Raw genomic sequence first — 25,533 nt, forward strand, 5'->3', positions numbered from 1 at the left:
GATATACGAGTAGCTCCGGCTGAGCTGCCAGACCCCCGACCCGGCAGCTCGGTCGGGGCGCCTACTTTGTGGGGCGCCCCACAGCCACTCGGCGAGGCGGACCCATGGTCGTTTTCTTATGGTTGATTCCGTGAACAGCTCCTCCGCCGCACGCGCTGCGGCGCGTGTGGCAGTCGGCATCGCCGCCGCACTCGGCATCGTCATCGCCACCGACCTCATCCTGACCGACGGCGCGACGTCGCGCGGCGCGGTGGTCTCCGGCATTCCGGCGGGCAATCTCGCCGATGCGCAGGCCCAGGCAGTTGTCGACCGACTGTCCGAACGAGCGATTCACCGGGTGCGACTGCACACCGATTCCGGATCGGCCATCGTCGCGCCCGACGATCTCGGCCTCTACTTCGACGCCGCGGCCACCAAAGCCCGATTGATGGAGCAGCCCCGCAGTCCGCTGCCCAGGCTGATGGCGATTCTCGGGCGCACCCACACCGTGGAACCGGTCGTGACCATCGACCGCGCGGTCTTCGACGCCACGCTCGACGACCTGCGCCCCGAACTGGAGAAGGCCGCCGTCGAAGGCGGGGTGCACTACGAGGTGACCGACGACGTGCCCGCCCCGGTCGCAGACATGCCCGCCGCCGGCAAGCGCGTGGCCCGCGATGCGGCGGCGACGACGCTGGTCACCGAATGGCTTGACGACAAACCCATCGACCTGCCCACAGAGGACTTCGATCCGTCCGTGTCGGCCGAGGTGGTCCGTCAGACGGTCGCCGGTGCTGCCACCCGCGCGGTGGCTGCGCCGGTCACCCTCGATGGTGCCGACGACGTGTCAGTACGGGTCACGCCGGCCCAGCTCGGCTCGGTGCTGACATTCGTCGCGGACGGGCGTGGCGGACTGCAACCCGAGATCGACCCCAAACGCAGCGCCGAGATGTTGCGGCCCGAGCTCGCCGAGACCGAACGAAAAGCCGTGGACGCCACATTCTCACTGAGCAGCGGCAGTCCCACCGTGGTGCCGTCGCGCGACGGTTCGCGCGTCGACTGGGACAAGACCGTGGCCTCCACCGCGGCGACCGCGACCGGCGCAGACGCGTCAGACTCGCGGGTGGTCGAGGTCGCCTATGCACCGGTGAAGCCACAGTTGACCACCCGGCAGGCACGCGGACTCGGCGTGCGTGAAGTGGTCAGCGAGTTCACCACCTCGGGGTTCTCCAGCGCATCCGGCGAGAACATCCGCCTCGTCGCCGCCGAGGTCGACGGCGCACTGGTCATGCCCGGCGAGAAGTTCTCGCTGAACGGCTACACCGGGCCGCGCGGCACCGCGCAGGGCTATGTCACGTCGACGATCATCGACGACGGGCACGCCGACAAAGCGGTCGGCGGCGGCATCTCCCAGTTCGCGACCACGCTTTACAACGCAGCCTATTTCGCCGGTCTCGAGGATGTGGCACACACCGAGCACAGCTACTACATCTCCCGTTATCCCGAAGCTCGCGAGGCCACCGTTTTCGAAGGCGCCATCGACCTGGTGTTTCGCAACAACACCAAGCACGGCATCTACATCGAGACCGGTTGGTCACCGTCCGACGTCACGGTCCGAATGTGGAGCACCACCACCGTCGATGTCGAATCGATCACGGGCGAGCGGTACGCCTACACCGACCCGCCGTCGTTGAAGCTGCCCAAAGGCGACAACTGCATAGCCTCCACCGGCAGCCGCGGGTTCACCACGTCGAACACCCGCATCATCAGCGACGCCGCGTCCGGCGCCGAGATCAGTCGCAACACCCGCACGGTGAAATACGATCCGGCGCCGAACGTCGCCTGCGTTTGAGATCAACCCGCGCCCCCTCTGGTGTCCCGCGCCGGAAATTCGTTGATGATTTCGACGCCCAGGCGGCGCCTCGCTTCGTTGGCGTCGTCGGAGGTACATCCAGTACCTGCTTCCTCCGCCGCCTCGCGATGCATCCACCTGGACCGCCGAACTCATGAAACGAATTTCCGGCGCGGGACACTAGACCGAGCGATGTAACGCTCGATAGGCTCCGCAACGTGGATATCAATGGAGCAAGTGCAATCGTCACGGGCGGCGCGTCGGGTATCGGCGAGGTCGCGGTTCGCCAGCTGGCGGCCAAGGGAGCCAAGGTCGTCGTCGCCGACCTGCAGGCCGACAAGGGTGAGGCCCTCGCCAAGGAGGTCGGCGGTGCGTTCGTGCGCGTCGACGTCACCGACACCGCGCAGATCGAGGCGGCTGTGAACAAGGCCACCGAGCTCGGCCCGCTGCGTGCGCTGGTGAACTCGGCCGGTATCGGTTGGGCGCAGCGCACCATCGGCCGCGACGGCGAGTTCTCGTCGGCGCACGACCTGGATGCGTACAAGAAGGTCATCGCCATCAACCTGATCGGCACCTTCGACGCCTGCCGTCTGGCCGCCACCGCGATGAGCAAAAACGACCCGCTGGAGTCCGGCGAGCGCGGTGCCATCGTCAACATGGCGTCGGTCGCCGCGTTCGACGGTCAGATCGGTCAGGCGTCGTACTCGTCGTCCAAGGGTGGCGTGGTCGGCATGACCCTGCCGGTTGCGCGTGACCTCGCGGCCGTCGGTGTGCGCGTCAACACCATCGCGCCCGGCCTGATTGACACCCCGATCTACGGTGAGGGCGAAGCCGCCGAGGCCTTCAAGGCGAAGCTGGGCGAGTCCGTGCTGTTCCCGCACCGCCTGGGCAAGCCCGACGAACTCGCCTCGATGGTGATCGAGCTGGTCACCAACTCCTACATGAATGCCGAGGTGATCCGCGTCGACGGCGGCATCCGGATGCCGCCGAAGTAGGGCTGCGACACACACTCACGCGCACCCGTTCGGTCCGCGCGCACGTCGAGACGCGCGCGGTTGCCGGGCGGGTGCGCGCTGTTGTGAAGCCGCTGCTCGCTGCCATTTCAGTGGTAGCGTCATGGTATGAGAACGACCATCGATCGTGCCGGCCGGGTGGTGGTGCCCAAGGAACTGCGCGACCGGGTCGGTTTGATCCCTGGGGAGATCGAGATCACCGTTGCGGGTAGCGGGTTGGTCCTGGAACCGGTGGCCACCGATGAGCTCGTCGATGACGAAGGAATGCTGATGCTGCCGGAGGGCGGCGCGCACCTATCGGTCGACGACATTCGAGAACTGCGCCTTGGCGACCAACGCTGAGGTCCTCCTGCTGGACACGAGTGCCGCGATCGCGCTGGTGCGTCCGGAGCAGGTAGGGCACTCCGACGTCCGTGCGGAGGTGAAGGGAAAAACGCTGGGTCTCAGCGGTCACGCGGCGTTCGAGATGTACTCGGTGCTCACCCGCCTGCCGCCGCCGCAGCGATTGACCGCACGCGCCGCTGCCCGGTTGATCACGACGAACTTCCCGCACCGGTGTCACCTGAGCCCGCAGCACACGGCCGAACTCGTCGAGCGGTTCGCGACGGTCGGTATCTCGGGTGGCGCGGTGTACGACGGACTCGTCGGAGCAGCAGCCGCACACGCGAACCTCACCCTGCTGAGCCTGGACCGTCGTGCCGAACCGATCTACCGCGCGCTGGGAGTCCGGCTGAAGCTGCTGTGAGAGGTCGCCTTTCAGATCATCCGCGCACCCGTCGCGTGACCGCGCACGTCGCGACATGCGCGTCAGCGTGATGGGTGCGCGTCGTCGAAGCGGCGGCCCGCCTCGGTCCCGGTCGCCGACTGGCGCGTCGGCCACCAGAACGCGCTGCGCTCGATCACCGACAATGCCGGCACCAGCATCGGGGCCGTCACACACGACGCCAGTACCACCCCGATGGCGACGCCGGTACCCAACTCCGCGAGATTCTTCAACCCGGTCAGCGTGAGCGAGGCGAAGGTCAACGCGAGGATCACGCCGGCCGCCGCTGCGGTCTGGCCGTTCTTCGTGATCGCGAGTTGCGCTGCGTCGCGAGGTGTTTCACCACCCACGAAGGCTTCCCGAACGCGTTCGGCCATCAGGATGTTGTAGTCGGTGCCGATGGCCACCACGAACAGGTAGAGCACGATCGGTGTCGAGAAGTCGATGCCGACATAGTCGAGCAGATACTGGAACACGATCACCAGGGTGCCGAGGGTCGCGGCGAAGGTGACGAAGACGCTGACGATCAGATTCACCGGGGCGAGGACGGCCAGTAACAGCGCGCCCAAGATGATCCACACGATCACCACGGCGACCGGGAACACGTGGCGGGTGTCGGAATGCAACTGGGAACGTACGTCGGCCAGTGTGGCGGTTTGTCCGCCCACGGCGACCACTGCGCCGGGGACCGAGGAATGCGCGACCGGGCGTAGTGAATCGTCGATCGTGTCGAGGGCTTGGGTGGAGAACGGTGAGGTGTCCAGTACGACGTTGACGACCGCGGCCGTGCCGTCCTGGCTGACCCGCGGTGGTGTCACTGCGGCGACACCGGCCACGCCCTCCAGATTCGTTGTCAGTGCGGCCAATTCGTTCTGCGGGATGGGGCCGTTGGCCTTCACGTAGACCTGGGTGGGACTCAGGTCGCCCGGTGGCATCGACGCGGCGAGGGTGTCGAATGCTTGTTGTGACGGTGTGTCCGAAGGCATCTCGCCGAGAGTGTCGTAGGTCGCCTTGTAACCCGAGCTGAACACCGCGAGCACGATGAGGGTGACCCCGATGGCCGCGGCCGTGATCACCGGGCGATACGCGACACTGCGCCCGAGGGCGGCGAAAGCTGATCGCTGCGGCTCGTGTCCCGGGCCGACCGGCCAGAACATGGCCTTCGAGAGGATCGAGATCACTGCCGGGATCAGAGTGAGGGCGGTGATCAGCATGATGGCGACCGCGATGATCAACCCCGGGGCCAAGGAGTTCAGCGAGCCGAGTCGCGCGAAGAACAGCGCGGCGAACGCGCCGATGACCGTCAGCGCCGAGGACGCGATCACGCGGCCGACGGCCCCCGTCGCGGCGCGAGGCCGTCGAGCCGATCGGCGCCGGCGCGCATCTGTTCGCGATACCGGAACAGCAGGAAGACGGTGTAGTCGGTGCCGACGCCGAAGAGCACCACCACCAGGATGGCGTCGAGAGTGGTGCTCACCTCGAAGTCGAAGATCTGGGTGGCCCACGCGGTTGCGCCGCGAACAGCGAGGAAGACGACGCCGATGACGAACACCGGCAGGACGGCGATCAGTGGGCTGCGGAACAGGATGCCCAGGGTGGCCAGGATGACGATGACGGTGGCGATCGAGATGATGCGTTCGGCGTCGTCGTAGGCGGTGTTGCTGTCCACCAGGATCGCCGCGTTGCCGGTGAGGCCGGAGGTGAGATCGGTGTTCTGCAACGCCGACGACGCTGCTTCGCGCACCGCCGGCACGGCGTCGTTCACCTGCGGCTCGCCCGGCTGTCCGGTGAACGCCACCTGAATGGCGACCACCTTGTCGTCGGGCGAGACCGATTGCGGCCCAGCCGATACGGCGCCGACTCCGGCGATGTTGTCGTTCTGCAGGGTGGTGGCCAGGCCCAACGCCGTCTGCTGATCGGTGGGCGTCAGCGCGCCGCCGTCGCGACGGGAGACCACGAGTGTCCCGGTGGCACCGGCGGTGGCCGGGAACTCGCTTTCGCCGATGTTCTGGGCGGTCACCGACTCGAAAGAAGACGGCAGGAAGTCCTGTTGGTTGCCGGTGGTGTGGTCGGACAAGTTGGGGGAGAACAGGATGATCGCCAGCGCAGCGACGATCCACACGCCGACCACCCGCCAGGGATGGCCGACGACCACATGGGCGAGCGCAGCGAACATCGCTGATCCTCTCGTGGCGGTGTGTTACGAAGCAGATTACTCCGACGACGGTGCCCGTACGCCGAAAACAGTTCGTCCCCCGGGGAAGTTACCCGGGGGACGAACTGTGTCAGGTGATCAGCGAGTGGTTCAGAAGACCGCCTCGTCGACCTCCATGATCTCGGCGTCGATGTTCTCGATGTTGACACGGGCGGTCGTCAGCTCGGGCAGCATGTTCTTCGCGAAGAAGCTCGCCACGGCGACCTTGCCCTCGTAGAACGGCTTGTCCTCGGCGGAGGCGCCGGAATCCAGTGCGGCCAGCGCGACCTCGGCTTGACGCAGCAGTAGCCAACCGATGAGCAGGTCGCCGACCGACAGCAGGAACCGCACCGAACCGAGACCGACCTTGTACAGCTCCTTCGGGTCCTCCTGTGCGTTCATGAGGTACCCGGTGAGGGTGGCGGTCATGGTCTGCACATCGTCCATCGCGGTCTTGAGCAGCGCGCGCTCGGACTTCAGCCGACCGTTGCCGCCCTCGGCGTCGAGGAACTTGGCGATCTCACCGGCGACGTGGGAGAAGGCCTGGCCCTTGTCGCGGATGATCTTGCGGAAGAAGAAGTCCTGCGCCTGGATGGCCGTGGTGCCCTCGTAGAGCGAGTCGATCTTCGAGTCACGGATGTACTGCTCGATCGGGTAGTCCTGCAGGAAGCCGGAACCACCGAGGGTCTGCAGCGACTCGTGGCCGAGGATGCCGTAGGCGCGCTCGGAGCCGACGCCCTTGACGATCGGCAGCAGCAGGTCGTTGACCTTGTGGGCCAACTCGGGGCTCGCGCCGGAAACGATCTGTGCCGCAGCGGCATCCTGGTGCGACGCGGTGTAGAGGTATACCGCGCGCAGGCCCTCGGCGTATGCCTTCTGGGTCATCAGCGAACGACGCACGTCCGGGTGATGGGTGATGGTGACACGCGGGGCGGTCTTGTCGGTCATCTGGGTCAGATCCGCGCCCTGCACCCGCTCCTTGGCGTAATCGAGGGCGTTGAGGTAGCCGGTCGACAGTGTCGAGATGGCCTTGGTGCCCACCATCATTCGGGCGTGCTCGATGACGTCGAACATCTGCGCGATACCGTCGTGCACCTCGCCGACGAGCCAGCCGACGGCCGGGGTGCCGTGCTGGCCGAAGCTCAGCTCACAGGTGGCCGAGGCCTTGATGCCCATCTTGTGCTCGACGTTCGTGACGAAGACGCCGTTGCGCTCACCGAGCTCACCGGTCTCGTGGTCGAAGTGGAACTTCGGCACGAAGAACAGTGACAGACCCTTGGTGCCGGGCTTGGCGCCTTCGGGGCGGGCGAGAACCAGGTGGAAGATGTTCTCGGTCATGTCCTGGTCGGCGGAGGTGATGAAGCGCTTCACGCCGTCGATGTGCCAGGTGCCGTCTTCCTGCTTGACGGCCTTGGTGCGGGCGGCGCCCACGTCGGAACCGGCGTCGGGCTCGGTGAGCACCATGGTGGCGCCCCAGCCGCGCTCCGAGCAGATGGCGGCCCACTTCTTCTGCTCTTCGGTGCCGTTGTTGAAGAAGATGTTGGCGAAGCCCGAGCCGGCGGCGTACATGAAGACCGGCGGGTTGGCGCCGAGGATCATCTCGCCGATGGCCCAGTACAGCGAACGCGGTGCGGGCAGGCCGCCGAGTTCTTCCTCGATACCGATCTTGTCCCAGCCGCCCTCGATGAGTGCGTTGTAGGACTTGGTGAAGCTCTCGGGGATGGTGACGCTGTGGGTCTCCGGGTCGAACACCGGCGGGTTGCGGTCGGCATCGGTGAACGATTCGGCGATCGGTCCCTCGGCCAGCGCCTTGACCTCACGGAGCATGTCCACGGCGGTCTCGTGATCGAGATCGCCGAAGTCGCCTTCTTCGAGCACCTTGTCGAGGTCGAACAACTCGAAGAGGTTGAAGTGCAGGTCGCGGATGTTGCTCTTGTAATGGCCCATGGAGGTTCCTTATCTGACTGGCGGTGTGGGCTACGCGTGTGGTGAAGCACGATCGGCAGAAGCTAAGTTACTCGCCGGTAACTACAGAATAGCGTCATCCGCGGCACTGAGCAATTGATCGGTCTGTGATCTGCGCTAACTCGAGCAAGCGTGCGCGTGTCCCGACGGTTCGTCCCCCGGGTATCGCTTCATCCCCCAGCGGCAACCGGGGGATGAAGCGATACCCGGGGGACGAGCGGGAACGGGTCGGTCAGAGGGCGTCGCGGAGGAGCGCCAGGTCGTCGGGGATGCCGTCGGCCGGGGTCTCGAGGATGACTGGGGCGTCGGCGGCGGCGGCGACCGCAACGAGGACGTCGGGATCGATGTGGCCGCCGGCGAGGTTGGCGTGGCGGTCGCGACCCGAGTCGAACTCGTCGCGGGAATTGTTGAGATGGACCAGGTCGATGCGCCCGGTGATCGCTTTCACGCGTTCGACCAGACCCACCAGGTCCTCGCCGCCCGCCCACGCGTGGCAGGTGTCGAGACAGAATCCGGCCTGCTCGAAATCGCCCACCGATTCCCATAGCCGGTCGATGGCCTCCAGGGTGCGGGCCATCGCGTGATCGCCGCCGGCGGTGTTCTCGATCAGGATCGGTACACCGAAGCCGCCCTTGTCGACCTGACGATCGAAGAGTTTGCGCCAGTTGGCGAATCCCTCCTTGGCGTCCTCGCCGTCACGCAGGTGTCCGCCATGCACGACGAGACCGAAGGCGCCGAGGTCGGCAGCGGCGGCGGCTTGCTGTTCGACCGCCTTGCGCGACGGCATCCGCAAGCGGTTGTTGAGGCTCGCGACGTTGATCTGATAGCTCGAATGCACCACCACGTCGATCGCGGAGTCGCGGATCGCCTCGGCGTCCGGGCGTGGTTGCGGTTTCTTCCAGCTCTGCGGGTCGGTCACGAACATCTGAAAGACGTCGATGCCCAGTTCGTCGGCGGTGGACAACGGGTCGGCGTCCTCACGCAGGTGTGCTCCGATGCGCATGGCTCAACGATAATGGTCGCCTCCGACGCCGCGGTTCGCGCGTCGGGTTCAGTCATCGAGACCGGGGACGGTCTCGATCGTGATGGGCACCCCGGTCGCTATCAGCAGGCGACACGGCGCCTCGGTGCCGTTGTAGAGGTTGAGCCACTCGTGGCCGCGGCTGCCCTCGGCGTAGACCGAGTCGAGCGCGCGGTTGAGTCGGGACTCGGCTTCCTTGGTGATGATGTAGCGCTGTTCGCCGTAGCGCAGGTAGCGGTCGGGCACGGCTCTCCTCCCCGTTGATGTGACGCCGATCACCAGCATATGGGTGAATCCGGGACTTGTCGGCACTCTGACGGCGGTTTACCGGCTCTCGAACGGAAGGTGATCACTAGGCTTACGGAAAGTAACGTGCAGGAGCCCTGTCGGGATCGGCTCGACGGGCGTGGGCGGGCAGGACCAACACGAGTGAGCATTGACGACGCGGTCGACGACGGTCCGGCCTCGGACGGGTCTGCCGCCACGTCGCGCACCCGCGGCGTCGAGCCGGTGATCGACGACGTCGCGGCGGCTGCGGCCGTCGACACCGGGCCTCAGCGACGACGTGACCTCACCATGGTGCGGCGCATCGCGATCGTCGCGTGGGTCGTGTTCATGATCTACGAGTTCGTAGCCTACGGACTCGCCTTCGACCGCACCCGCTTGATCATCCTGCTGTGTCTGGGCATGCTCGCGGCGTCGATCGGACGTCGCAAGGCGATCAGCGTCATCATCGATTGGCTTCCCTTCGCGCTGATCCTGCTGCTCTACGACTGGACGCGCGACGTCGCGCGCATCGTCGACATGCCGACCCAGTGGCATCTGGCGGTCGACGTCGACCAGTGGATGTTCGGTGTCAACCCGACCGTGTGGCTGCAGAGCCACATCAAGGCCCCCGAGCCGCCGTGGTGGGAAGTCGTCACCAGCGTCATCTACATGTCGTATTTCATCGTCCCGTACGCCGCCGCCGCGGTGCTGTGGCTGCGGGACCGGTCCGCATGGCGCCGGTACGCCGCATGTTTCGTCGCCACGACGTTCCTGGCGCTGGTCGGCTACACGCTGGTGCCGGCCGCACCGCCGTGGGCCGCGGCCCGATGCACCGCAGAACAGGTCGCCGACCACCCCCGCGAACCCACCTGCATGGCGTACGAGGGCGCGGTCGTCGACGGCGGCATCCTCGGCGAGGTCACCCCGTCCAATCCGGACGCGCAACCCTACGTCGAACGGATCTCGGCGCGGGGCTGGAATTTCCTCAACATCCACGCCGCCTCCACCCTCGTGGAGGTGGGACAGGGCAAGGCCAACCTGGTTGCGGCGATCCCGTCGTTGCACGCTGGTCTCACGATGCTGCTCGCGCTGTTCATGTGGCCCCGGGTCAAGGCCCTGGGCAGAACGCTGTTCATGGGTTACGCGGTCGCGATGGCGTTCACCCTCGTCTACACCGCCGAGCACTACGTCTTCGACATCATCCTGGGCTGGGCGTTGGCGGGTTTCGTGATCCTGGTGGCGCAGGTCGTCGACCGGAGGTGGTTGATCCCGCGCAAGAAGCAACGTGAGCAGCAGGCCGGTGCCGAGTCCACGGCGACCACCGAGGCGGCCGAGTCCGATTCACCGGTCTCTGGGTAGTCTCGGCTGCGTGTTGAGATCCCGCCTGCGTCGCCCGTCGTCGACGCAGCTGCGGGTGGGGCTACTGCTCGCGGTCGCGGCGTCGATCCTGCTGATGCATTCGGTGATCGCCGTGGGCACCGCGGGCGGTCATCACCCGCCGTCGGCGTCACACGGTTCGACGACGATCGGCCCGGCGGCTCATCAACTCGATGAACCGACGATGGATGACGCCGGCGACTGCGACACCCACCAACATCCCTGCATGTTCCTGCGCAACGACGACCCGGTCGTCATCGCGATCGCGGTGTTGGTGCTGGCGTGGGGATTCCCGATCCCGCCGCTGCTGCGGTCGATTCATGCCCGCCTGGTCGGTCGCTCTGGCCGGCCGCCGCCGTGGGCCATGCCCACCCATCTCCGAATGCAGGTGATCCGCTGCTGATCGGCGTGCGCCGGACCGTATGTCCGGCCCGCCGACATCTCCGCCTGCGCTGACCGCAGCGCGGCCCCCTTCACTCTGCAGAGGATCCCAAGGCAATGAAACGACAGATTTTTGTGGGCGCGACCGTGGCGGCCGTGGCCCTGCTGGGCGCGTGTTCGGACGTCGACGACGCCGCGCCACCGTCGTCGGTCACCGCCGTCACCACGACGACGATGCCGATGGAGCCGTCGGCCGAGTCGGCGACCGAGTCGTCGGACAGCCGGCACAACGACGCCGACGTCACCTTCAACCAGGAGATGATCCCGCATCACATGCAGGCGCTCATGATGGCCGATCTGGTGGCCGACCGGACCACCACACCTGCGGTGCGGGATCTGGCCGACCGCATCAGGGCCGCCCAGAAACCCGAGATCGACGAGATGACCGCGCGGCTGACTTCCTGGGGCGTCTCCGGCGAGATGGGCGGTCACAGTGGTGCTCACGGCGCGGGCGGCCACGACATGTCCGGCATGATGACGCCGCAACAGATGGCGACGTTGTCACAGGCGGAGGGGACAGATTTCGACCGGATGTGGCTCGAAGGCATGATCGCGCATCACGAGGGCGCGATCGCGATGGCCGACGCCGAACTCGCCGACGGCATCAACGGTCCGTCGCGGGAGCTCGCCGAGCGCGTCAAGTCCGCTCAGCAGGCCGAGATCGACGAGATGAACTCGATCCTGCGACGGTGATGCGGTGACGGGTCGGTCCGGACGTGCCGCATCGGAGTCCGGACCGACCTGCGGGGGCGGGTCAGGGTTTCCGCAACGGGATGCGCATCAGATAGACCTGATAGCCCGCGGAGATGGAGTAGGTGAAGTACAGGCTGCTGCCCGACGACCACGGGTGAATGTAGGGGGCGTAGCCCGAGTACGGGTCGTTGGCGGGGACCACGAGTTCGCCCGACGACCACGGTCCCTCGGGCCGGTCGGCGGTCCGCAGCACCACACCCGAGTCCTTCTGGCCCAACGAGATGAACTTGCCGAGGTACTCATTCCACGCGACCGACAACTCGCCGGTCGGTGCCGCCATCACGGGGGTCGCCGAATCCGGGTTGTTGCGCACCCACCGGCCCCACGAGAAGTACTCGTACTTGCCGAGATGTTCGATGTCGGAGGCCTTCACGCGGGCCAGGTACACCGCACCCCATCGGCCGTCGGGGGTGCCGTAGGTGTAGACCGTGTCACCGACCTTCAGGTACGCCGACATCTGGAATTTGTGGTTTCCGCCGCCGTTGGGGCGGAATGCGTTGACCGCGCGCCAACTCTGCCCGTTGTTCCCCGACACCACCAGGCCGGACCAGTTGGTGTACCAGATCCCCGGCGGTCCCCAGTGTTTGACCGACATGACGTTCATGTACTGCTTGCCGTTCGCGGCCACCCCGGCGGTCGGGATGATGGTGATCTCTTTGCGCAGGTCGGGTTTGAGTAGACGCTTGGCGTGACCGGGTGGTCCGGCGTGACCGGTGAAGGTCATTCCGTCGCCCAGATATCGGTCGGTGCTGCGCAGCAGGACATTGGAACGCCAGTACCACAACTCGCCGTACAGCAGCGACCACCCGTTGAACGTCTGGGTGTCGCCGAAGGCGGCCATGATCTCGCCGTGCCCGTTGTCCCACAGGACGCCCAGATCGGTGCCGACGATGTTGAAACGCCCGAATGTGTCGTTGATTGAGCCGGGGCCGGTGAGCCGGGCGACGATCCGGCCGTTGGCCGCGGCGACATCGGTCGCCTCGGCCTGCGGAGTAGCCGCGAGGCCTGCGGTCAGTGTGGCGGCGAGTGCCGTGACCGTCAGGGCTGTGCGCCACCGTCCTGTGAGCCGCGTCATGGCGGTGACCTTATCAAGACCTGAGCGTCACCGGAGTGTGACATCGACCCCCGAACGAATGAAATTCACGCCTCGCTGTACCGCCCCCAGGTATCGACGGCGGTGAAGTCGATGGTGGCGGCCGAGTTGTTCACGCCGGTGACCATGCCGACGCCGAACTGGCCGTCGCTGTCGTAGAGATTCGTGGTGCTGGTGGAGATTCCGTCGACTTCCACGTGGCTGGCCGCTTCGACCCCGATCCGCGGCCCGACCGGCAGACGCGAGAGCGCGACCGTCAGATCACAGTTGATGAATGCGATGCCATCGCTACCCCAATTGCAGACCAGGCTGGTCGATTCGCCACTGATCACCGAGCGCTCGAACGATGACGGCCGCTCGCCGACCACAGTGGACACCGCGCGCGTCTACAGCCACGTGCGTTGGGCGTTCTGGTGGGCGCCCATGTCCTGGCTCCACTCGATCGTGCCGTCGGCGGTGGCGGTGCCGAACCAGGGCAGCGGATCGTCGGAATCGGTCTCGGGCGGCCGGAACTCGATCATCTCCGGCGACCGCTCCCAGCGCTCCCCGGGCGGATTGGCGGCCTCCTTGACGAACACGGTGGTGCTGCGGGCAACCGTGACCTCGGTGTCGTCGACGAACTGCACGACGTCGACCTCGGCCACCTTGATCCGGCCCCCGTTGCGTAGCAAGCGGCCACGGGTCGCGGTGGGGACGTCGCGGGCCGCCTTGAACAGATCGATGGTGAAGCGTGCCGGTCGAAAGCCCGGCACCGAGTGGTCACGTTCGGCCGCCCGGGCAGCCAACGCACACACCGCGGGACCGTTCAGAGTGCCCGGAGCCCACAGGCTCGCGGCATACCGGGTCGGCAGGAAGAGACTCTGTCCAGTGGAATCGGTGCCGCCGGAATCGACGGAGAAGAATGCGATCGACGACACGAAGTTTCCCTTCTGTTCGACCCAAGAATGTGGTGTCGAACCATTCGGCGCGTACTAACCTGCGTCCATGACAATTGCAGATTACGCACGGCAGATCCCCAACGAACTCGTGGCCGCGGTGCGCACCACGATGATTGCGACCTCGGTGGTCGGCATCGTCCTGGGGATCATTGCGCTCGTCTGGCCGAAGGCGACCCTGCTCATCATCGGTGTGCTCTTCGGGATCTCGCTGATCATGGCTGGACTGTTCCGGCTCTATGAGGCCTTCGCCTCGACGTTGCTGTCCGGCGGTTGGCGCTTTGCCCTGGGTCTCATCGGTGCATTGATCCTGGCCGCCGGCGTCATCGCCGTGTTCAATCCCGAGGAATCGCTGGTCTTCCTCGCGATCTTCATCGGCATCGGCTGGATCTTCCAGGGAATCGCCGACCTCGCCCGCGCGTCCGCCGGGTCCCAGCACGTGCCGCGGTGGGTGCTGATCCTGTCCGGTGTCGTCTCGATCATCGCCGGCATCGTCATGATGCTGATCCCCGGCCTCGCCCTGGCCACCTTCCTGATCATCGCGGCGATCATGCTCATCGTGATCAGCGTCGTGACGCTGCTGACCCTGCCGAAGAAGATCGAGGAGCCGCTGGTCTGAGTCGCGGGCTGCCGAGCTTCTGAGAATCAGGCCAACTCGAGGCCGTCGATCGTGACCGCGGCGCGGGCGGCCTCGACGTCGGCGGGGAGTCGCTCGATCAACTGGGTCATCGCGGCCTCGACATCCGGGCCGTGTGCCAGCCGAACCGGATCGACGTGGGGTCCGGTGGCATCGAGGATCGACGCCGCCGGATCGACGCCGGTTCGGTGGGCGACCGCCGCCGCCAGCAGGCGCCGTGCCTGCGCTGGGTGACTGTCCCACAAAGCGTCCGCAGTTGTCAGATACAGCTGCACGGCCGGCGGATAGTCGTGCAGATGCACGAGCGCCCACGCCCAGTGCTTGGCGACATCCACCGTGTCCGACTGTCCACGACCGTGGGTGCGGACATACTTGCCATGGAGTTCGCGGCACAGCGGGGTGGAATCGGCCCACAACTGCAACTCCGACATGCACCGCACACAGTCGTGCAGGTTGGACAGGTACATCACCGAGTACGGGCCCTCGCGTCGCGACCGGATCTCTCGCAGCACGGAGAACTCGGCGAGCGCGTGCGAGTACTCGCCGGCCGAAAGATATGCCTCGGCCTCGTCCTGCATTTCCGCGAGCATGTGTCGATTGTTCCGCACTCGGCGGGCCTGCGGGCGGGATTCATCCGGACACGCGACATGCAGACGCGAAACGACCCGGCCACCTGGCGTGAGGTGACCGGGTCGTTGCGTCGAGCGAAGCCGCTCAGTACTGCTGATTCGGCGGATATGGCGGCGGGGCCATCGGGGCCGCCGACGCCAACGGTGCGACCTGGCCGCCGGTGAAGAACCGGTAGGCGTAGGTCGTGGCGATCATGGTGACCGGCAGGGTCACCAGCAGGCCCACCAGGCACAGCAGCGCACCGACGATGTTGAGGCCGATGACGGCCAACGCCAGCAGGAACAGGGTGCCCGCGTTCTTGCTGATCACCGAGAAGCTGGCCTTGATGCCCTCGATGGGGTCCATGTCGCGGTCCACTACGAAGGTGAGTGACCAGTAGGCGAGGAACGCGAAGACGATGCCCGGGATGATGAGCAGGATCAGGCCGATGAAGGTGCCCAGTCCCACCAGGAACGCGGTGATGATGACCGCGGCGAAGTTGACGTTGAAGAAGCGGCCGATATCGGGCTTGCTACCCGACGTCTCGTCGAGCGCGCCACGCGCATAGGCGCCCTGGAAGATGTAGCCGATGATCGTGGCGATGATGCCGAAGATGGCGCTGATCCAGAAGATCCGGCCGTAGTCGGACGAGATGTTGCCCAGCCACTGGATGACACCGGACACGACGAGCGAAATCAGGATCACCACGATCCACGACAACGCGTTCTCCTTGTAGCGGTTCCAGCCGTAGCTGAAGGCCTCGCCGATGGAGAACTGCTCGGCCGTCGGAGCGCCGTACGCGCCACCGCCGTAGGCGCCCGGTGCGCCGTAATCGCCCGGCGGCGGCGGGTATCCGCCGGGACCACCGGCGGGTTGGCCGTAGCCACCGGCCGGGGGCGGCGGGTAGCCGGGCTGCGCACCGTAGCCGGGTTGCTGGGCGCCGTACCCGGGGGGCGGCCCCTGCGGGGGCGGGCCTGATGGCGGCGGACCCGGTGGCGGCGGGTAGGCACCACCGGGCGGCGGGCCCGAGGGCGGCGGGTAAGAACCGGGCGGTGGGTAGCCGGACGGCGGCGGCGGGGGTGTGGAGCCCGGCGGCGGATACGACGGCGGCGGTGTGCCGCCGGTGCCCGGCTCCGGGGTACGACCGGACTCGGCGCCTGCACCCGGGTCGGGGTCGGAAGAACCGGGATTCTGTGGATCTGACGGTGTGGTCATGGCAGGGAGGATACGGAACACCGGCGCCGGTCAACAGTGTTTGGCACTCCACGTCGTGTCTCGGCGTCAGGATTTCAGGTGCCCGGCGTCCTCGATGGGCGTGCACGACCGCTACACCTGGATTCGGCACCGGTGGGCTGGCATCGTGGAACCCGTGAGTGACATCGGCAGCACCCCGGAAGGTTCCGACGGCGAGTACAGCCTCGACGACGACGATCAACTGCAACCCGAGGACACGCTGGTCGACCGTGGTGTCGACGATGTCCTCGACGAGGGATATTCGCCGCCCGACCATCAGCCGAGCGGCGCGCGTCACGGGCTCACCGAGCGAGAGCAGCGCGACGGGGAGACCCTGGACGAACGGCTCGCCGAGGAAGAAGCCGACATCGGGGCGACCGATCCGCTCGACGACATCGAAGCCGAGGAGAACGTCGCGAAGCGCTGGCGGTCGCACGAATCCGATCGTTCGGATGACTTCGAAGGCGACGAACAAGCCGGGGACGGGCGGTCGGGACGGTTGGTGGCTCCGGACGAGGGGTCGGGCGTCGACCGCGAGAAGGATGCGGTGGCCGGCGACGTCGGCATCGACGGCGCCGGAGCATCTGCCGAAGAGGCGGCAATGCACTACATCGCCGCCGACGAGGTGGAGTGGTCCGACGAGTCCGACTCCACTGCCGGTGGATCCGGTCGATCGGACAGCTGATCGTCGGCGTCAGCTCGCGCCGTGACCGAGGTCGGCGAGCGAGCTGACGATGGTTGCGCGGGCGACGGTTTGCTCGATGCCGAGCCCCGACAGTATGGCCGCCATCTCCGGATCGGTGAACAGGCCCAACAGGATGTGTTCGGTGCCCACGAAATCGTGGCCCAGATCGACCGCCGACGCCAGTGTCGCCTGCAGCACTGAACGGGACCGCTCGTCGTAGGGCACAACAGTTTTCTCGCCCTCGGAGGGCTGCATCGCAGTCGACGCCGGGCCGTTGGCAGTGCACGCGGCGGCAAGAGATGCCGCCGGCACACCGTGGGCGCGCAAGGTCAAATCGGCGATGGATTCCGGAGCCACGGCCAATGCCCGCGCCAGGTGCTCGGGCGTGACCGCGGTGCTGTGATCGGCGACTGCCACATTGTGTGCCTCGGCGATCACATTGCGTGCTCGCGGAGTGAAACGCGCGAACGGATTCGCCTCATCTGCCAACGGTGTCGGCGCGGCGTCGGCGGGTGTGCGCGTCACGAACCGTTTCTGGGCCGCTTGTTTGCTGACCCCCATGGCCGCACCGATGTCGGCCCACGAGGCCCCGGTGCGCCTGGCCTGGTCGACGAAGTGGCCGATCAGGTGGTCGGCCACTTCGCCGATGTGTTCGGCGGTGATCATGGCGCCGGTCAGCTGGTCCAGGGGATCATCGTGCGCGGCACGGACACCGGCGATCAGATCATCGAGGCGGACATCGTGGACCTGGGTGCGCTCGGGCATGCGTCAACACTAGGTTGACAATCGAGACTGCGTCAACCCTTGGTTGACGCAGTTGGTTGCCGGCGGAACTTGTCGGTGGCGTGTGATGCGATGACACCGAACCCGTCCGTCGAACGTCTGAGGCCACCGGCATCGCTGAGTGTCGTCGCTCGAGTGCGTTGACTCGAGCGTCGTTGACAGCGGTGGGGAGGCTGGTAACGATGGATGCCAGGGTTGCCCGTCCGCCCCCGGCCTTGCCGCCGGGTCCACCACAACGGGAGGTACCGGTGAGCATCACCAATCGCCCTGTGTCGATCGAGACCGAGTCGACCCAGTCCGGCAACGTCGAGTCCATGTCCGCCCAGGCCCGCAGATTCCTTGAGGTGCGGTCGTTGACCGACGCTCTGAGCGCGGACCTCTCCGCCGAGGATCAGACGCCGCAATCGATGACCGACGCCAGCCCGGCGAAATGGCATCGGGCGCATGTGACCTGGTTCTTCGAAGAGTTCATCCTCCGAAACGTCGAGTCGTATCACGTCTACGACGACTCATTCCGCTACCTGTTCAACAGCTATTACGAGGCGGTCGGCGCCCGGCATCCACGCCCCGAACGCGGGTTGGTCACCCGACCGGGTGTCGCCGACGTCGGGCTCTACCGCGAGTACGTCGACCGCGCGATGGTTGATGCGCTGGAACGCGGGGTACTCGACGACTATGCGTTGGCCTTGCTCGAGCTGGGATGCAATCACGAGCAGCAACATCAGGAACTGCTCTTGATGGACATCAAGCACCTGTTCTCCACGCATGCCTTCGATCCGGTCTACGTGGATCGCGACATCGACGAACCCGGTGAACCCGGTCCGCTCACCTGGCGCTCGGTGGCCGGCGGTGTCACCGAAGTGGGAGCAACGCCGGGATCTGCCGGCTTCAGCTACGACAACGAGGGTCCCCGACATCGGGTCTTCCTGGAGGACTTCGAGATCGCCGAGCGGGCGGTGACCAACGCCGAATGGTTGGCGTTCATGGCCGACGACGGTTATCGTCGTCCCGAACTCTGGTTGTCCGACGGCTGGGCGCACATCACGCAAACCGGTTGGCAGGCACCGGAATACTGGCGCCTGGTGGATGGGGAGTGGACCACCTTCACGCTATCTGGCCGACGTCAGCTGGTCGCCGACGAACCGGTGGTGCACGTGTCGTTCTACGAGGCCGACGCATTTGCCCGGTGGGCCGGCGCGCGGCTACCCACCGAGTTCGAATGGGAGGCAGCCGTCGAGACCGGCGACAGCGCACGTGGACAGCTACTCGACGTGGGACGTTGCCATCCCGGGAGAGCCGGCGCCACCATGATCGGCGACGTGTGGGAGTGGACGGCCAGCGCCTACCTGCCCTACCCGGGATTCGTGCCCGCCAACGGCGCGGTCGGCGAGTACAACGGGAAGTTCATGTGCGACCAGCATGTACTGCGCGGTGCGAGCGCGGTGACCCCACCCGGGCACGAGCGCATCACCTACCGTAACTTCTTTCCGGCCTCGGCGCGGTGGGCCTTCTCCGGTCTGCGACTGGCCCGATGACCGCCGACGCCGGTCGTCAACTCGCCGACGACGCCGCCGACGGATTGTGGTCCGATCCGCCGACCCTGCCGACCAAGTGGCTCTACGACGAGCGGGGCAGCCTGCTCTTCGACGAAATCACCCGGTTGCCGGAGTATTACCCGACGCGTCGGGAGACGTCGATCCTGTACGCACGTGCCACCGAGATCGCTGCGCTGACCGATGCGGCGACCATGGTGGAATTCGGGTCGGGCACCTCCACCAAGACACGCTTGCTGTTGGCGGCGTTCGCCGACCGGGCCGAGGCCACGGGGCGTCGATTCACCTATGTGCCGCTCGATGTCAGCACCGAGATCCTGGAATCCTCGGCCGCCGAACTCGCCCGCGACTACCCGGATATCGACATCGAACCGGCGGTCGCCGATTTCACCGCACCCGACCTCACCTTGCCGGCCTCGGACGGTCCGCGGATTGCGGTGTTCCTCGGGGGCACCATCGGCAACTTCGACGACGCGATGCGCGCCACCTTCCTGGGCCGCCTGGCCAAGGCGCTCGATCCGGGAGACTACTTCCTGCTGGGCGCCGACCTCATCAAGGACACTGGCCGACTTGTGGCGGCCTACAACGACAAAGCCGGTGTGACGGCCGATTTCAATCGGAACATGATCGAGGTGCTCCGCCGCGGGCTCGACGCCGACGGACTCTACGTCGACGACTTCGACCACATTGCCCGGTGGAACCCGGTGCAGCACCGCATCGAGATGTGGCTGCGTGCCCGCCGCGATGTCGACGTCCGGTTCCGCGGCCTGGACCGGAATTGGCAGCTCGAGCGCGGTGCCGAGGTCCTCACCGAGATCAGCACCAAGTTCGATCGCTCGACACTCGCCGACGAACTGGCTCAGGCCGGGGTCGTGGTGGAGCGGCAGTGGACCGACGATCACGACGACTTCCTGGTGACGCTCAGTCGGCGCTGAGCAGGTCGCGGACCTGCGGGATTACTTGGGTGCCGTACAGTTCGACGCTGCGCATCAGATGCTCGTGAGGCAGCGTGCCGTGTGAGTACTTGAGGTCGAAGCGGTTGAGCCCCAGTGTCTTCGCGGTTGCCGCGATCTTGCGGGCCACGGTGTCGGGAGAGCCCACATGGAGCGCGCCGGCCGGGCCCGCGGCGCGCTCGAACTCGATCCGGGTGGGTGGCGGCCAGCCTCGTTCGCGGCCGATCCGGGCCATGTAGGTCCGGTAATGCGGCCAGAGCTGTTCGCGTGCCAGCTCGTCGGTGTCGGCAATGTGGCCGGGGGAGTGGACTCCCACCGGCAGATCGGTGGGCTGCTCGAGTTCACCGAGCGCACGGCGGTACAGATCGGTGTAGGGCGTGAACCGGGCGGGATCGCCCCCGATGATCGCCAGCATCAGCGGCAGACCGTGCGTCGCGGCGCGGATCACCGACTCCGGACTCCCGCCGACCGCGATCCAGGTCGGCAGCGGCGCCGACGACAACCCCGGGTACACCGACTGTCCGGTCAGCGGAGTGCGGGTCGCACCCGACCAGGTCACCGGTTCGCCCGCCCGCAGCTGGGCGAACAGCGACAATTTGTCGGCGAAGAGGTCCTCATAATCGGCGAGGTCGTAGCCGAACAGGGGAAACGACTCGGTGAACGATCCGCGCCCGAGAATCACTTCGGCGCGGCCATCCGACAACGCGTCCACGGTGGCGAAACGCTCGAATACCCGGATCGGGTCGTCGGAACTGAGTACGGTCACCGCCGAGCCCAACCGCATCCGGTGGGTCGCAACGGCGATGGCACCGAGGACCACTTCGGGTGCCGAGACGGCGTAGTCGTCGCGGTGGTGTTCCCCGACGCCGAAGAAGTCGACACCCACCTCGTCGGCGAGGACTGCTTGTGCCACGACGTCACGGATGGTCTGTGCCGCCGACACCGCATTCCCGTCGTCGTCAACCGTCACGTCGCCGAAAGTATCGAGGCCGAGTTCCATGGGAGCACCCTAGCTATCCCGGTCAAAGCGCACTGCGTGAGCGCAGCTGTGAGAAGCTATGGAACGCAGCGTCGGACACCCCGACGTCACCTACCGGCTAAGGAGTATGCCCGATGTGGGACTCGTTCTGGGACTTCATCTGGTACACGATCGTCATTTTCGCGTTCGTGGCCTATCTGATCGTCCTCTGGCACATCATCATCGACCTCTTCCGTGACAAGTCCTCCGGCTGGATCAAGGCCGTGTGGATCATCTTCCTGATCCTGCTGCCGTACATCACTGCAATCGTCTACCTGCTGGTCAAGGGCCGCGGTATGGCAGAGCGTCAGAATGAGGCGGTCAAGGAGGCCAAGCAGGCCACCGACAGCTACATCCAGTCGGTCGCCACGGCCAAGAGCCCGGCCGAGCAGATCGCCGACGCCAAGCAGTTGCTGGACTCCGGCACCATCACCCAGCAGGAGTTCGATTCGCTGAAGGCGAAGGCGCTCAGCTAGCTTTCGCTCGGAGAGCGGATTCTGATCGGGGTTGCGCCGACAGGCTTTCGCGCCGACAGAACCCCGTTTCGCGCCGACAGAACCCGGTTATTCGCCGACAGCACCCGTTCCCTGTGGGGGCGGGTGCTGTCGGCGTTGTTGGACAGGTGCTGTCGACGAAGAACCGGGTTCTGTCGGCTACCGTGCTGGGCGCGACACCCGCTCAGGTCCCGAACTTCTGTCGGCTGCCGTGCTGGGCGCGTGGGAGGTGAGGTTGCGGGGTGCCGGGCGCGCGAGCCTGTCAGGTCCCGAATGGGTTCGCGGTGTGGCCGACGAGATCGGCAACCGAATCGATCACCCGGGTGGCCCGATAGGGGAACAGTTCCACCGACGTGGGAGTCGATATGCCGGACAGGACCAGGATGGTCTCCAGCCCGGCCTCCATGCCGGAGATGACGTCGGTGTCCATCCGATCACCGATCATCAGGGTGTGCTCGGAATGCACACCGATCTGCCGCAGCGCTGAGCGCATCATCAGCGGATTCGGCTTGCCCACGTAATACGGTTCGCGGCCGGTGGCCCGGGTGATCAGGGCGGCCACGGCGCCTGTCGCAGGGAGCGAGCCGGCCGCCGACGGCCCGGTGGCGTCGGGGTTGGTCGCGATGAACCGGGCCCCGCGTTCCACCAGGCGGATGGCCGTGGTGATCGCCTCGAACGAGTACGTCCGAGTCTCCCCGAGTACGACGTAGTCGGGGTCCGAATCGGTGATCACGTAGCCGATCTCGTGTAGCGCCGTGGTGAGACCCGACTCGCCGACGACGTACGCCGATCCGCCCGGGCGCTGGGACTCCAGGAACCGGGCAGTGGCCAGTGCCGACGTCCAGATCGACTCCTCGGGAATGTCCAAGCCGGTGCGCAGCAGGCGTGCCCGCAGGTCGCGCGGGGTACGGATCGAGTTGTTGGTCAACACGATGAACGGGACATCGTTGGCGCGCAGCTCGGCCAGGAACTCGTCGGCGCCGGGGATCAAGTGTTCTTCGCGGACGAGAACACCGTCCATGTCCATCAGATAGTTCCAGCTCATGTACCGCATTATGGCCGGGCTCGGCAATGGCCGCGTCGAACCCTCGAAATGCGCCCCCAGGACTGTTTCGCTGGGGTGCATTTCGGTCGTGGGTCCCGCGTTCGCGGCGGGCGGTCAGTCGGGACGCTCTGACACCCGCCACAGCGGATTGACCGGACCGTGCCCGGCGCCCAGCGGGTAGGCGGCCTCGAGTCCCCGGGTCACCCACCGCTTGGCGAAGTCGATCGCGTCGGGCACGGGATAACCGTGCGCGAGCGCACCGGCGGTGGCCGCCGCGAGGGTGTCCCCGGCGCCATGATCGTGCCCGGTCTCGATGCGTGGATGGGCGAACTCGTGAAAGTGCTCGCCGTCGAACAGCAGGTCGGGGCTCTGGGCCGACGTGCGCAGGTGTCCGCCCTTGACCAGCGCCCATTGTGCCCCCAGCGCGTGCAAGGCGCGGGCCGCGTCCTGTTGCGACGCGGCGTCGACGACGTCGATGCCGGTGATCAGCCGCACCTCGTCGAGGTTCGGCGTCACCACGGTGGCGATGGGGAACAAGGTGGAGCGCAACGTCTCCAGGGCTTCGGCAGCCAACAAGGGGTCACCGTGCATCGACGCACACACCGGGTCGACGACCAGCGGGACGGGCCGATCGCGACCGATGCCGAGCTCGCCGCATGCCGCGGCGACGGCCTCGATTATCGGTGCCGAGGCCAGCATCCCGGTCTTGGCCGCCCCGACGCCGATGTCGGTGACCACGCTGTGCATCTGCGCGGCCACCGTCGCCGGCGCGATCTCCGCAAAATCCTGCACGCCCACCGTGTTCTGCACCGTCACCGCTGTCACGGCGACGCAGGCATGCAGTCCGAGAAGCGCGAAGGTGCGCATGTCGGCCTGGATGCCGGCGCCGCCGCCCGAGTCCGAACCCGCGATGGTGAGAACCCGTCGCGGCGTCACACCGGGTGGCGCCATGGGTAATCGGAGGTCATCGGTCATCAGGTGGGGGAGCCTCCCGCCGCGGCCTCCAACGGTAGATAGACCCGGTTGCCGTGCTCGGCGAACTCCGCCGACTTGGCGGCCATCTCCTCGGCGATCTTGCGGTCGATGTCCTCGGCGGTCACCAGGCCGTTCTGCTCGGCGTAGTCGCGCACATCCTGCGAGATGCGCATCGAGCAGAACTTCGGCCCGCACATCGAGCAGAAGTGCGCGGTCTTGGCCGGTTCGGCGGGCATCGTCTCGTCGTGATATTCGCGTGCGATATCCGGATCGAGGGCCAGGTTGAACTGGTCGGTCCAGCGGAACTCGAAGCGCGCCTTGGACAGTGCGTCGTCGCGCTCCTGCGCGCCCGGATGCCCCTTGGCGAGATCGGCGCTGTGAGCGGCGATCTTGTAGGTGATCACACCGACCTTGACGTCATCGCGATTGGGTAGTCCCAGATGCTCTTTAGGCGTCACGTAGCACAGCATCGCGGTGCCGGCCTGCGCGATCATCGCGGCGCCGATGGCCGAGGTGATGTGGTCATAGGCAGGTGCGATGTCGGTGGCCAACGGTCCGAGCGTGTAGAACGGCGCCTCTTCGCACAACTCTTCTTCGAGCCGCACGTTCTCGGCGATCTTGTGCATCGGTACGTGGCCCGGTCCTTCGATCATCACCTGCACACCATGCGATTTCGCGATCGTGGTGAGTTCGCCAAGGGTGCGGAGCTCGGCGAACTGCGCCTCGTCGTTGGCGTCGGCGATCGAGCCGGGCCGCAGACCGTCACCCAGCGAGAAGGTAATGTCGTAGCGGGCGAAGATCTCGCACAGCTCCTCGTAGTGGGTGTAGAGGAACGACTCCTGGTGATGCGCCAGACACCAGGCGGCCATGATGGATCCGCCGCGCGAGACGATGCCGGTGACCCGCCGGGCCGCGAGCGGCACATACCGCAGCAACACCCCGGCGTGCACGGTCATGTAGTCCACGCCCTGCTCGGCCTGCTCGATCACGGTGTCGCGGTAGATCTCCCACGTCAGCTTGGTGGGATCACCGTTGACCTTCTCCAGCGCCTGATAGATCGGCACCGTGCCAACCGGGACCGGGGAGTTGCGCATGATCCATTCGCGGGTCATGTGGATGTCGCGACCTGTGGACAGGTCCATGATGGTGTCGGCGCCCCAGCGGGTGGCCCACACCATCTTCTCCACCTCCTCGGCGATCGAACTGGTGACTGCAGAATTTCCGATGTTGGCGTTGACCTTCACCGCGAACCGCTTGCCGATGATCATCGGTTCGGATTCGGGATGACGATGATTGGCGGGGATCACCGCACGCCCTGCGGCGACCTCGGCACGCACGAGTTCCACCTCGACACCCTCACGTGCGGCGATGAAGCGCATCTCGTCGGTGACGATGCCGGCGCGTGCCCACGCCAGCTGCGTCGACGCCCCGTTCACTGGTTCGGGTCGGTGCCACGCATCGCGAGTCGGCGGCAATCCCTGCTCCACGTCGATGGTCGCGGTCACGTCGGTGTATGGACCGGACGTGTCGTAGACGTCGAGGTGCTCGCCGTTGGTCAGCTGGATGCGTCGCGCCGGAACCCGGAGATGATCGATCTCGCGGTAGTGCTTGCTGCTTCCCTCGATCGGTCCCTGGGTGACAGTCGAGACGGCAGTTTCGGATACACGTGTTCCCATGATGCGACTCCCTACGCCGGCATTACCCGGACAGGTTCGGGCGGTCGGCGACCGTCCCGTCGCCATCTCAGCCCCCGGTGATCGTGGGAGCCCCCGCGTGTTCAATTTGTCGATCGCGGCGTCCGCCGGGATCAGCACCACCCTACGACGTCGCGGTGCTCGGTGCGGGCCGGGGGCCGCGACCGACAACCTACGCCATCGTAGGGTAGCCTGTGACAG

Annotated in this window: 25 protein-coding genes, 1 pseudogene and 1 riboswitch; of the genes and pseudogenes, 12 read left to right on the top strand and 14 right to left on the bottom strand. The window is 66.4% G+C overall.

What is annotated here, in order from left to right; genetic code table 11:
- The first annotated feature begins 118 nt into the window (after positions 1-118).
- The 4 genes from OSB52_RS06440 (at position 119) to OSB52_RS06455 (ending at position 3,589) form a co-directional block, all read left to right on the top strand.
- The gene (locus OSB52_RS06440; protein ID WP_266060815.1) at positions 119-1,831 is read left to right on the top strand and encodes a VanW family protein; all 1,713 of its coding nucleotides are present in this window, start codon (positions 119-121) and stop codon (positions 1,829-1,831) included.
- Positions 1,832-2,049: 218 nt separating this feature from the next.
- Positions 2,050-2,826 carry an SDR family NAD(P)-dependent oxidoreductase gene (locus OSB52_RS06445; protein ID WP_266060817.1) on the top strand — a complete coding sequence of 259 codons (777 nt, stop codon included), beginning with the start codon at positions 2,050-2,052 and terminating at the stop codon, positions 2,824-2,826.
- A gap of 126 nt (positions 2,827-2,952) precedes the next feature.
- Positions 2,953-3,186: an AbrB/MazE/SpoVT family DNA-binding domain-containing protein gene (locus OSB52_RS06450; RefSeq protein ID WP_235725840.1), complete on the top strand. Its 234-nt coding sequence runs from the start codon at positions 2,953-2,955 to the stop codon at positions 3,184-3,186.
- Positions 3,170-3,589, top strand: coding sequence for a type II toxin-antitoxin system VapC family toxin (locus OSB52_RS06455; RefSeq protein ID WP_266060819.1), 420 nt, complete (start codon positions 3,170-3,172; stop codon positions 3,587-3,589). The genes OSB52_RS06450 and OSB52_RS06455 overlap by 17 nt, the downstream gene beginning before the upstream one ends.
- 62 nt (positions 3,590-3,651) lie before the next feature.
- Here the strand turns inward: OSB52_RS06455 and OSB52_RS06460 are convergent, their stop codons facing one another.
- From OSB52_RS06460 to OSB52_RS06480, 5 genes are all read right to left on the bottom strand, one after another.
- Positions 3,652-4,932, bottom strand: a complete 1,281-nt coding sequence (locus OSB52_RS06460; protein ID WP_266060820.1) for an MMPL family transporter — start codon at positions 4,930-4,932, stop codon at positions 3,652-3,654.
- Positions 4,929-5,783 (bottom strand): MMPL family transporter, encoded by an 855-nt coding sequence (locus tag OSB52_RS06465; RefSeq protein ID WP_266060822.1) that lies wholly within the window; start codon positions 5,781-5,783, stop codon positions 4,929-4,931. The genes OSB52_RS06460 and OSB52_RS06465 overlap by 4 nt, the downstream gene beginning before the upstream one ends.
- Before the next feature lie 129 nt (positions 5,784-5,912).
- Positions 5,913-7,748, bottom strand: coding sequence for an acyl-CoA dehydrogenase (locus tag OSB52_RS06470; RefSeq protein ID WP_235725836.1), 1,836 nt, complete (start codon positions 7,746-7,748; stop codon positions 5,913-5,915).
- A 250-nt stretch (positions 7,749-7,998) separates the two neighbouring features.
- Positions 7,999-8,769 carry a deoxyribonuclease IV gene (locus OSB52_RS06475; RefSeq protein ID WP_266060823.1) on the bottom strand — a complete coding sequence of 257 codons (771 nt, stop codon included), beginning with the start codon at positions 8,767-8,769 and terminating at the stop codon, positions 7,999-8,001.
- A 48-nt stretch (positions 8,770-8,817) separates the two neighbouring features.
- On the bottom strand, positions 8,818-9,033 hold the full coding sequence (locus OSB52_RS06480; RefSeq protein ID WP_235725834.1) for a hypothetical protein: 216 nt from the start codon (positions 9,031-9,033) through the stop codon (positions 8,818-8,820).
- 183 nt (positions 9,034-9,216) lie between these two features.
- Here OSB52_RS06480 and OSB52_RS06485 point away from each other — a divergent pair, with 183 nt between their 5' ends.
- The 3 genes from OSB52_RS06485 (at position 9,217) to OSB52_RS06495 (ending at position 11,565) form a co-directional block, all read left to right on the top strand.
- Positions 9,217-10,413, top strand: coding sequence for a phosphatase PAP2 family protein (locus tag OSB52_RS06485; RefSeq protein ID WP_266060824.1), 1,197 nt, complete (start codon positions 9,217-9,219; stop codon positions 10,411-10,413).
- A 10-nt stretch (positions 10,414-10,423) separates the two neighbouring features.
- Positions 10,424-10,834: a hypothetical protein gene (locus OSB52_RS06490; protein ID WP_266060826.1), complete on the top strand. Its 411-nt coding sequence runs from the start codon at positions 10,424-10,426 to the stop codon at positions 10,832-10,834.
- Positions 10,835-10,929: 95 nt separating this feature from the next.
- The gene (locus OSB52_RS06495) at positions 10,930-11,565 is read left to right on the top strand and encodes a DUF305 domain-containing protein (protein WP_266060827.1); all 636 of its coding nucleotides are present in this window, start codon (positions 10,930-10,932) and stop codon (positions 11,563-11,565) included.
- A 61-nt stretch (positions 11,566-11,626) separates the two neighbouring features.
- Here the strand turns inward: OSB52_RS06495 and OSB52_RS06500 are convergent, their stop codons facing one another.
- Together OSB52_RS06500 and OSB52_RS06505 are read right to left on the bottom strand one after the other, a co-directional pair.
- Entirely contained in the window at positions 11,627-12,700 is a 1,074-nt protein-coding gene (locus tag OSB52_RS06500; protein ID WP_235725830.1) for a glycoside hydrolase family 183 protein, read from the bottom strand.
- A 65-nt stretch (positions 12,701-12,765) separates the two neighbouring features.
- Positions 12,766-13,635 (bottom strand): annotated as a pseudogene (locus OSB52_RS06505) (acyl-CoA thioesterase domain-containing protein).
- A 67-nt stretch (positions 13,636-13,702) separates the two neighbouring features.
- On the opposite strand from OSB52_RS06505, the gene OSB52_RS06510 reads away from it, so the two are divergent.
- A complete protein-coding gene (locus OSB52_RS06510; RefSeq protein ID WP_266060828.1) occupies positions 13,703-14,272 on the top strand; it encodes an HdeD family acid-resistance protein in 570 nt (189 codons plus the stop codon).
- Positions 14,273-14,298: 26 nt separating this feature from the next.
- Here OSB52_RS06510 and OSB52_RS06515 read toward each other — a convergent pair whose 3' ends face one another.
- Together OSB52_RS06515 and OSB52_RS06520 are read right to left on the bottom strand one after the other, a co-directional pair.
- Positions 14,299-14,880: a hypothetical protein gene (locus OSB52_RS06515; RefSeq protein ID WP_266060830.1), complete on the bottom strand. Its 582-nt coding sequence runs from the start codon at positions 14,878-14,880 to the stop codon at positions 14,299-14,301.
- A 124-nt stretch (positions 14,881-15,004) separates the two neighbouring features.
- Positions 15,005-16,114, bottom strand: a complete 1,110-nt coding sequence (locus OSB52_RS06520) for a DUF2189 domain-containing protein (protein WP_235725827.1) — start codon at positions 16,112-16,114, stop codon at positions 15,005-15,007.
- A 154-nt stretch (positions 16,115-16,268) separates the two neighbouring features.
- Here OSB52_RS06520 and OSB52_RS06525 point away from each other — a divergent pair, with 154 nt between their 5' ends.
- Positions 16,269-16,817, top strand: a complete 549-nt coding sequence (locus OSB52_RS06525) for a DUF5709 domain-containing protein (protein WP_372512344.1) — start codon at positions 16,269-16,271, stop codon at positions 16,815-16,817.
- A gap of 9 nt (positions 16,818-16,826) precedes the next feature.
- Here OSB52_RS06525 and OSB52_RS06530 read toward each other — a convergent pair whose 3' ends face one another.
- Entirely contained in the window at positions 16,827-17,582 is a 756-nt protein-coding gene (locus OSB52_RS06530) for a Clp protease N-terminal domain-containing protein (protein ID WP_266060832.1), read from the bottom strand.
- Positions 17,583-17,848: 266 nt separating this feature from the next.
- Here OSB52_RS06530 and egtB point away from each other — a divergent pair, with 266 nt between their 5' ends.
- Both egtB and egtD read left to right on the top strand, forming a co-directional pair.
- Entirely contained in the window at positions 17,849-19,135 is a 1,287-nt protein-coding gene (egtB, locus tag OSB52_RS06535; protein ID WP_372512345.1) for an ergothioneine biosynthesis protein EgtB, read from the top strand.
- Positions 19,132-20,088: an L-histidine N(alpha)-methyltransferase gene (gene egtD, locus OSB52_RS06540; RefSeq protein ID WP_235725824.1), complete on the top strand. Its 957-nt coding sequence runs from the start codon at positions 19,132-19,134 to the stop codon at positions 20,086-20,088. The genes egtB and egtD overlap by 4 nt, the downstream gene beginning before the upstream one ends.
- Here egtD and OSB52_RS06545 read toward each other — a convergent pair.
- A complete protein-coding gene (locus tag OSB52_RS06545) occupies positions 20,075-21,106 on the bottom strand; it encodes an LLM class flavin-dependent oxidoreductase (RefSeq protein ID WP_266060834.1) in 1,032 nt (343 codons plus the stop codon). The genes egtD and OSB52_RS06545 overlap by 14 nt on opposite strands.
- 113 nt (positions 21,107-21,219) lie before the next feature.
- Here OSB52_RS06545 and OSB52_RS06550 point away from each other — a divergent pair, with 113 nt between their 5' ends.
- Complete coding sequence (locus OSB52_RS06550) at positions 21,220-21,600, top strand: SHOCT domain-containing protein (protein ID WP_235725822.1); 381 nt, start codon at positions 21,220-21,222, stop codon at positions 21,598-21,600.
- Positions 21,601-21,880: 280 nt separating this feature from the next.
- On the opposite strand, the gene OSB52_RS06555 is transcribed toward OSB52_RS06550, so the two are convergent.
- The 3 genes from OSB52_RS06555 to thiC all read right to left on the bottom strand — a co-directional run bounded on the left by OSB52_RS06555 (position 21,881) and on the right by thiC (position 25,314).
- A complete protein-coding gene (locus OSB52_RS06555) occupies positions 21,881-22,663 on the bottom strand; it encodes an HAD-IIA family hydrolase (RefSeq protein ID WP_235725821.1) in 783 nt (260 codons plus the stop codon).
- Positions 22,664-22,777: 114 nt separating this feature from the next.
- The gene (gene thiD, locus OSB52_RS06560) at positions 22,778-23,638 is read right to left on the bottom strand and encodes a bifunctional hydroxymethylpyrimidine kinase/phosphomethylpyrimidine kinase (protein WP_266060837.1); all 861 of its coding nucleotides are present in this window, start codon (positions 23,636-23,638) and stop codon (positions 22,778-22,780) included.
- Complete coding sequence (gene thiC, locus OSB52_RS06565) at positions 23,638-25,314, bottom strand: phosphomethylpyrimidine synthase ThiC (RefSeq protein WP_266060838.1); 1,677 nt, start codon at positions 25,312-25,314, stop codon at positions 23,638-23,640. The genes thiD and thiC overlap by 1 nt, the downstream gene beginning before the upstream one ends.
- Positions 25,306-25,421, bottom strand: a riboswitch (TPP riboswitch). It overlaps the preceding gene by 9 nt.
- Positions 25,422-25,533: the final 112 nt, after the last annotated feature.

It is taken from the genome of Gordonia aquimaris, from assembly GCF_026262595.1.
GTDB classification, from domain to species: domain Bacteria; phylum Actinomycetota; class Actinomycetes; order Mycobacteriales; family Mycobacteriaceae; genus Gordonia; species Gordonia tangerina.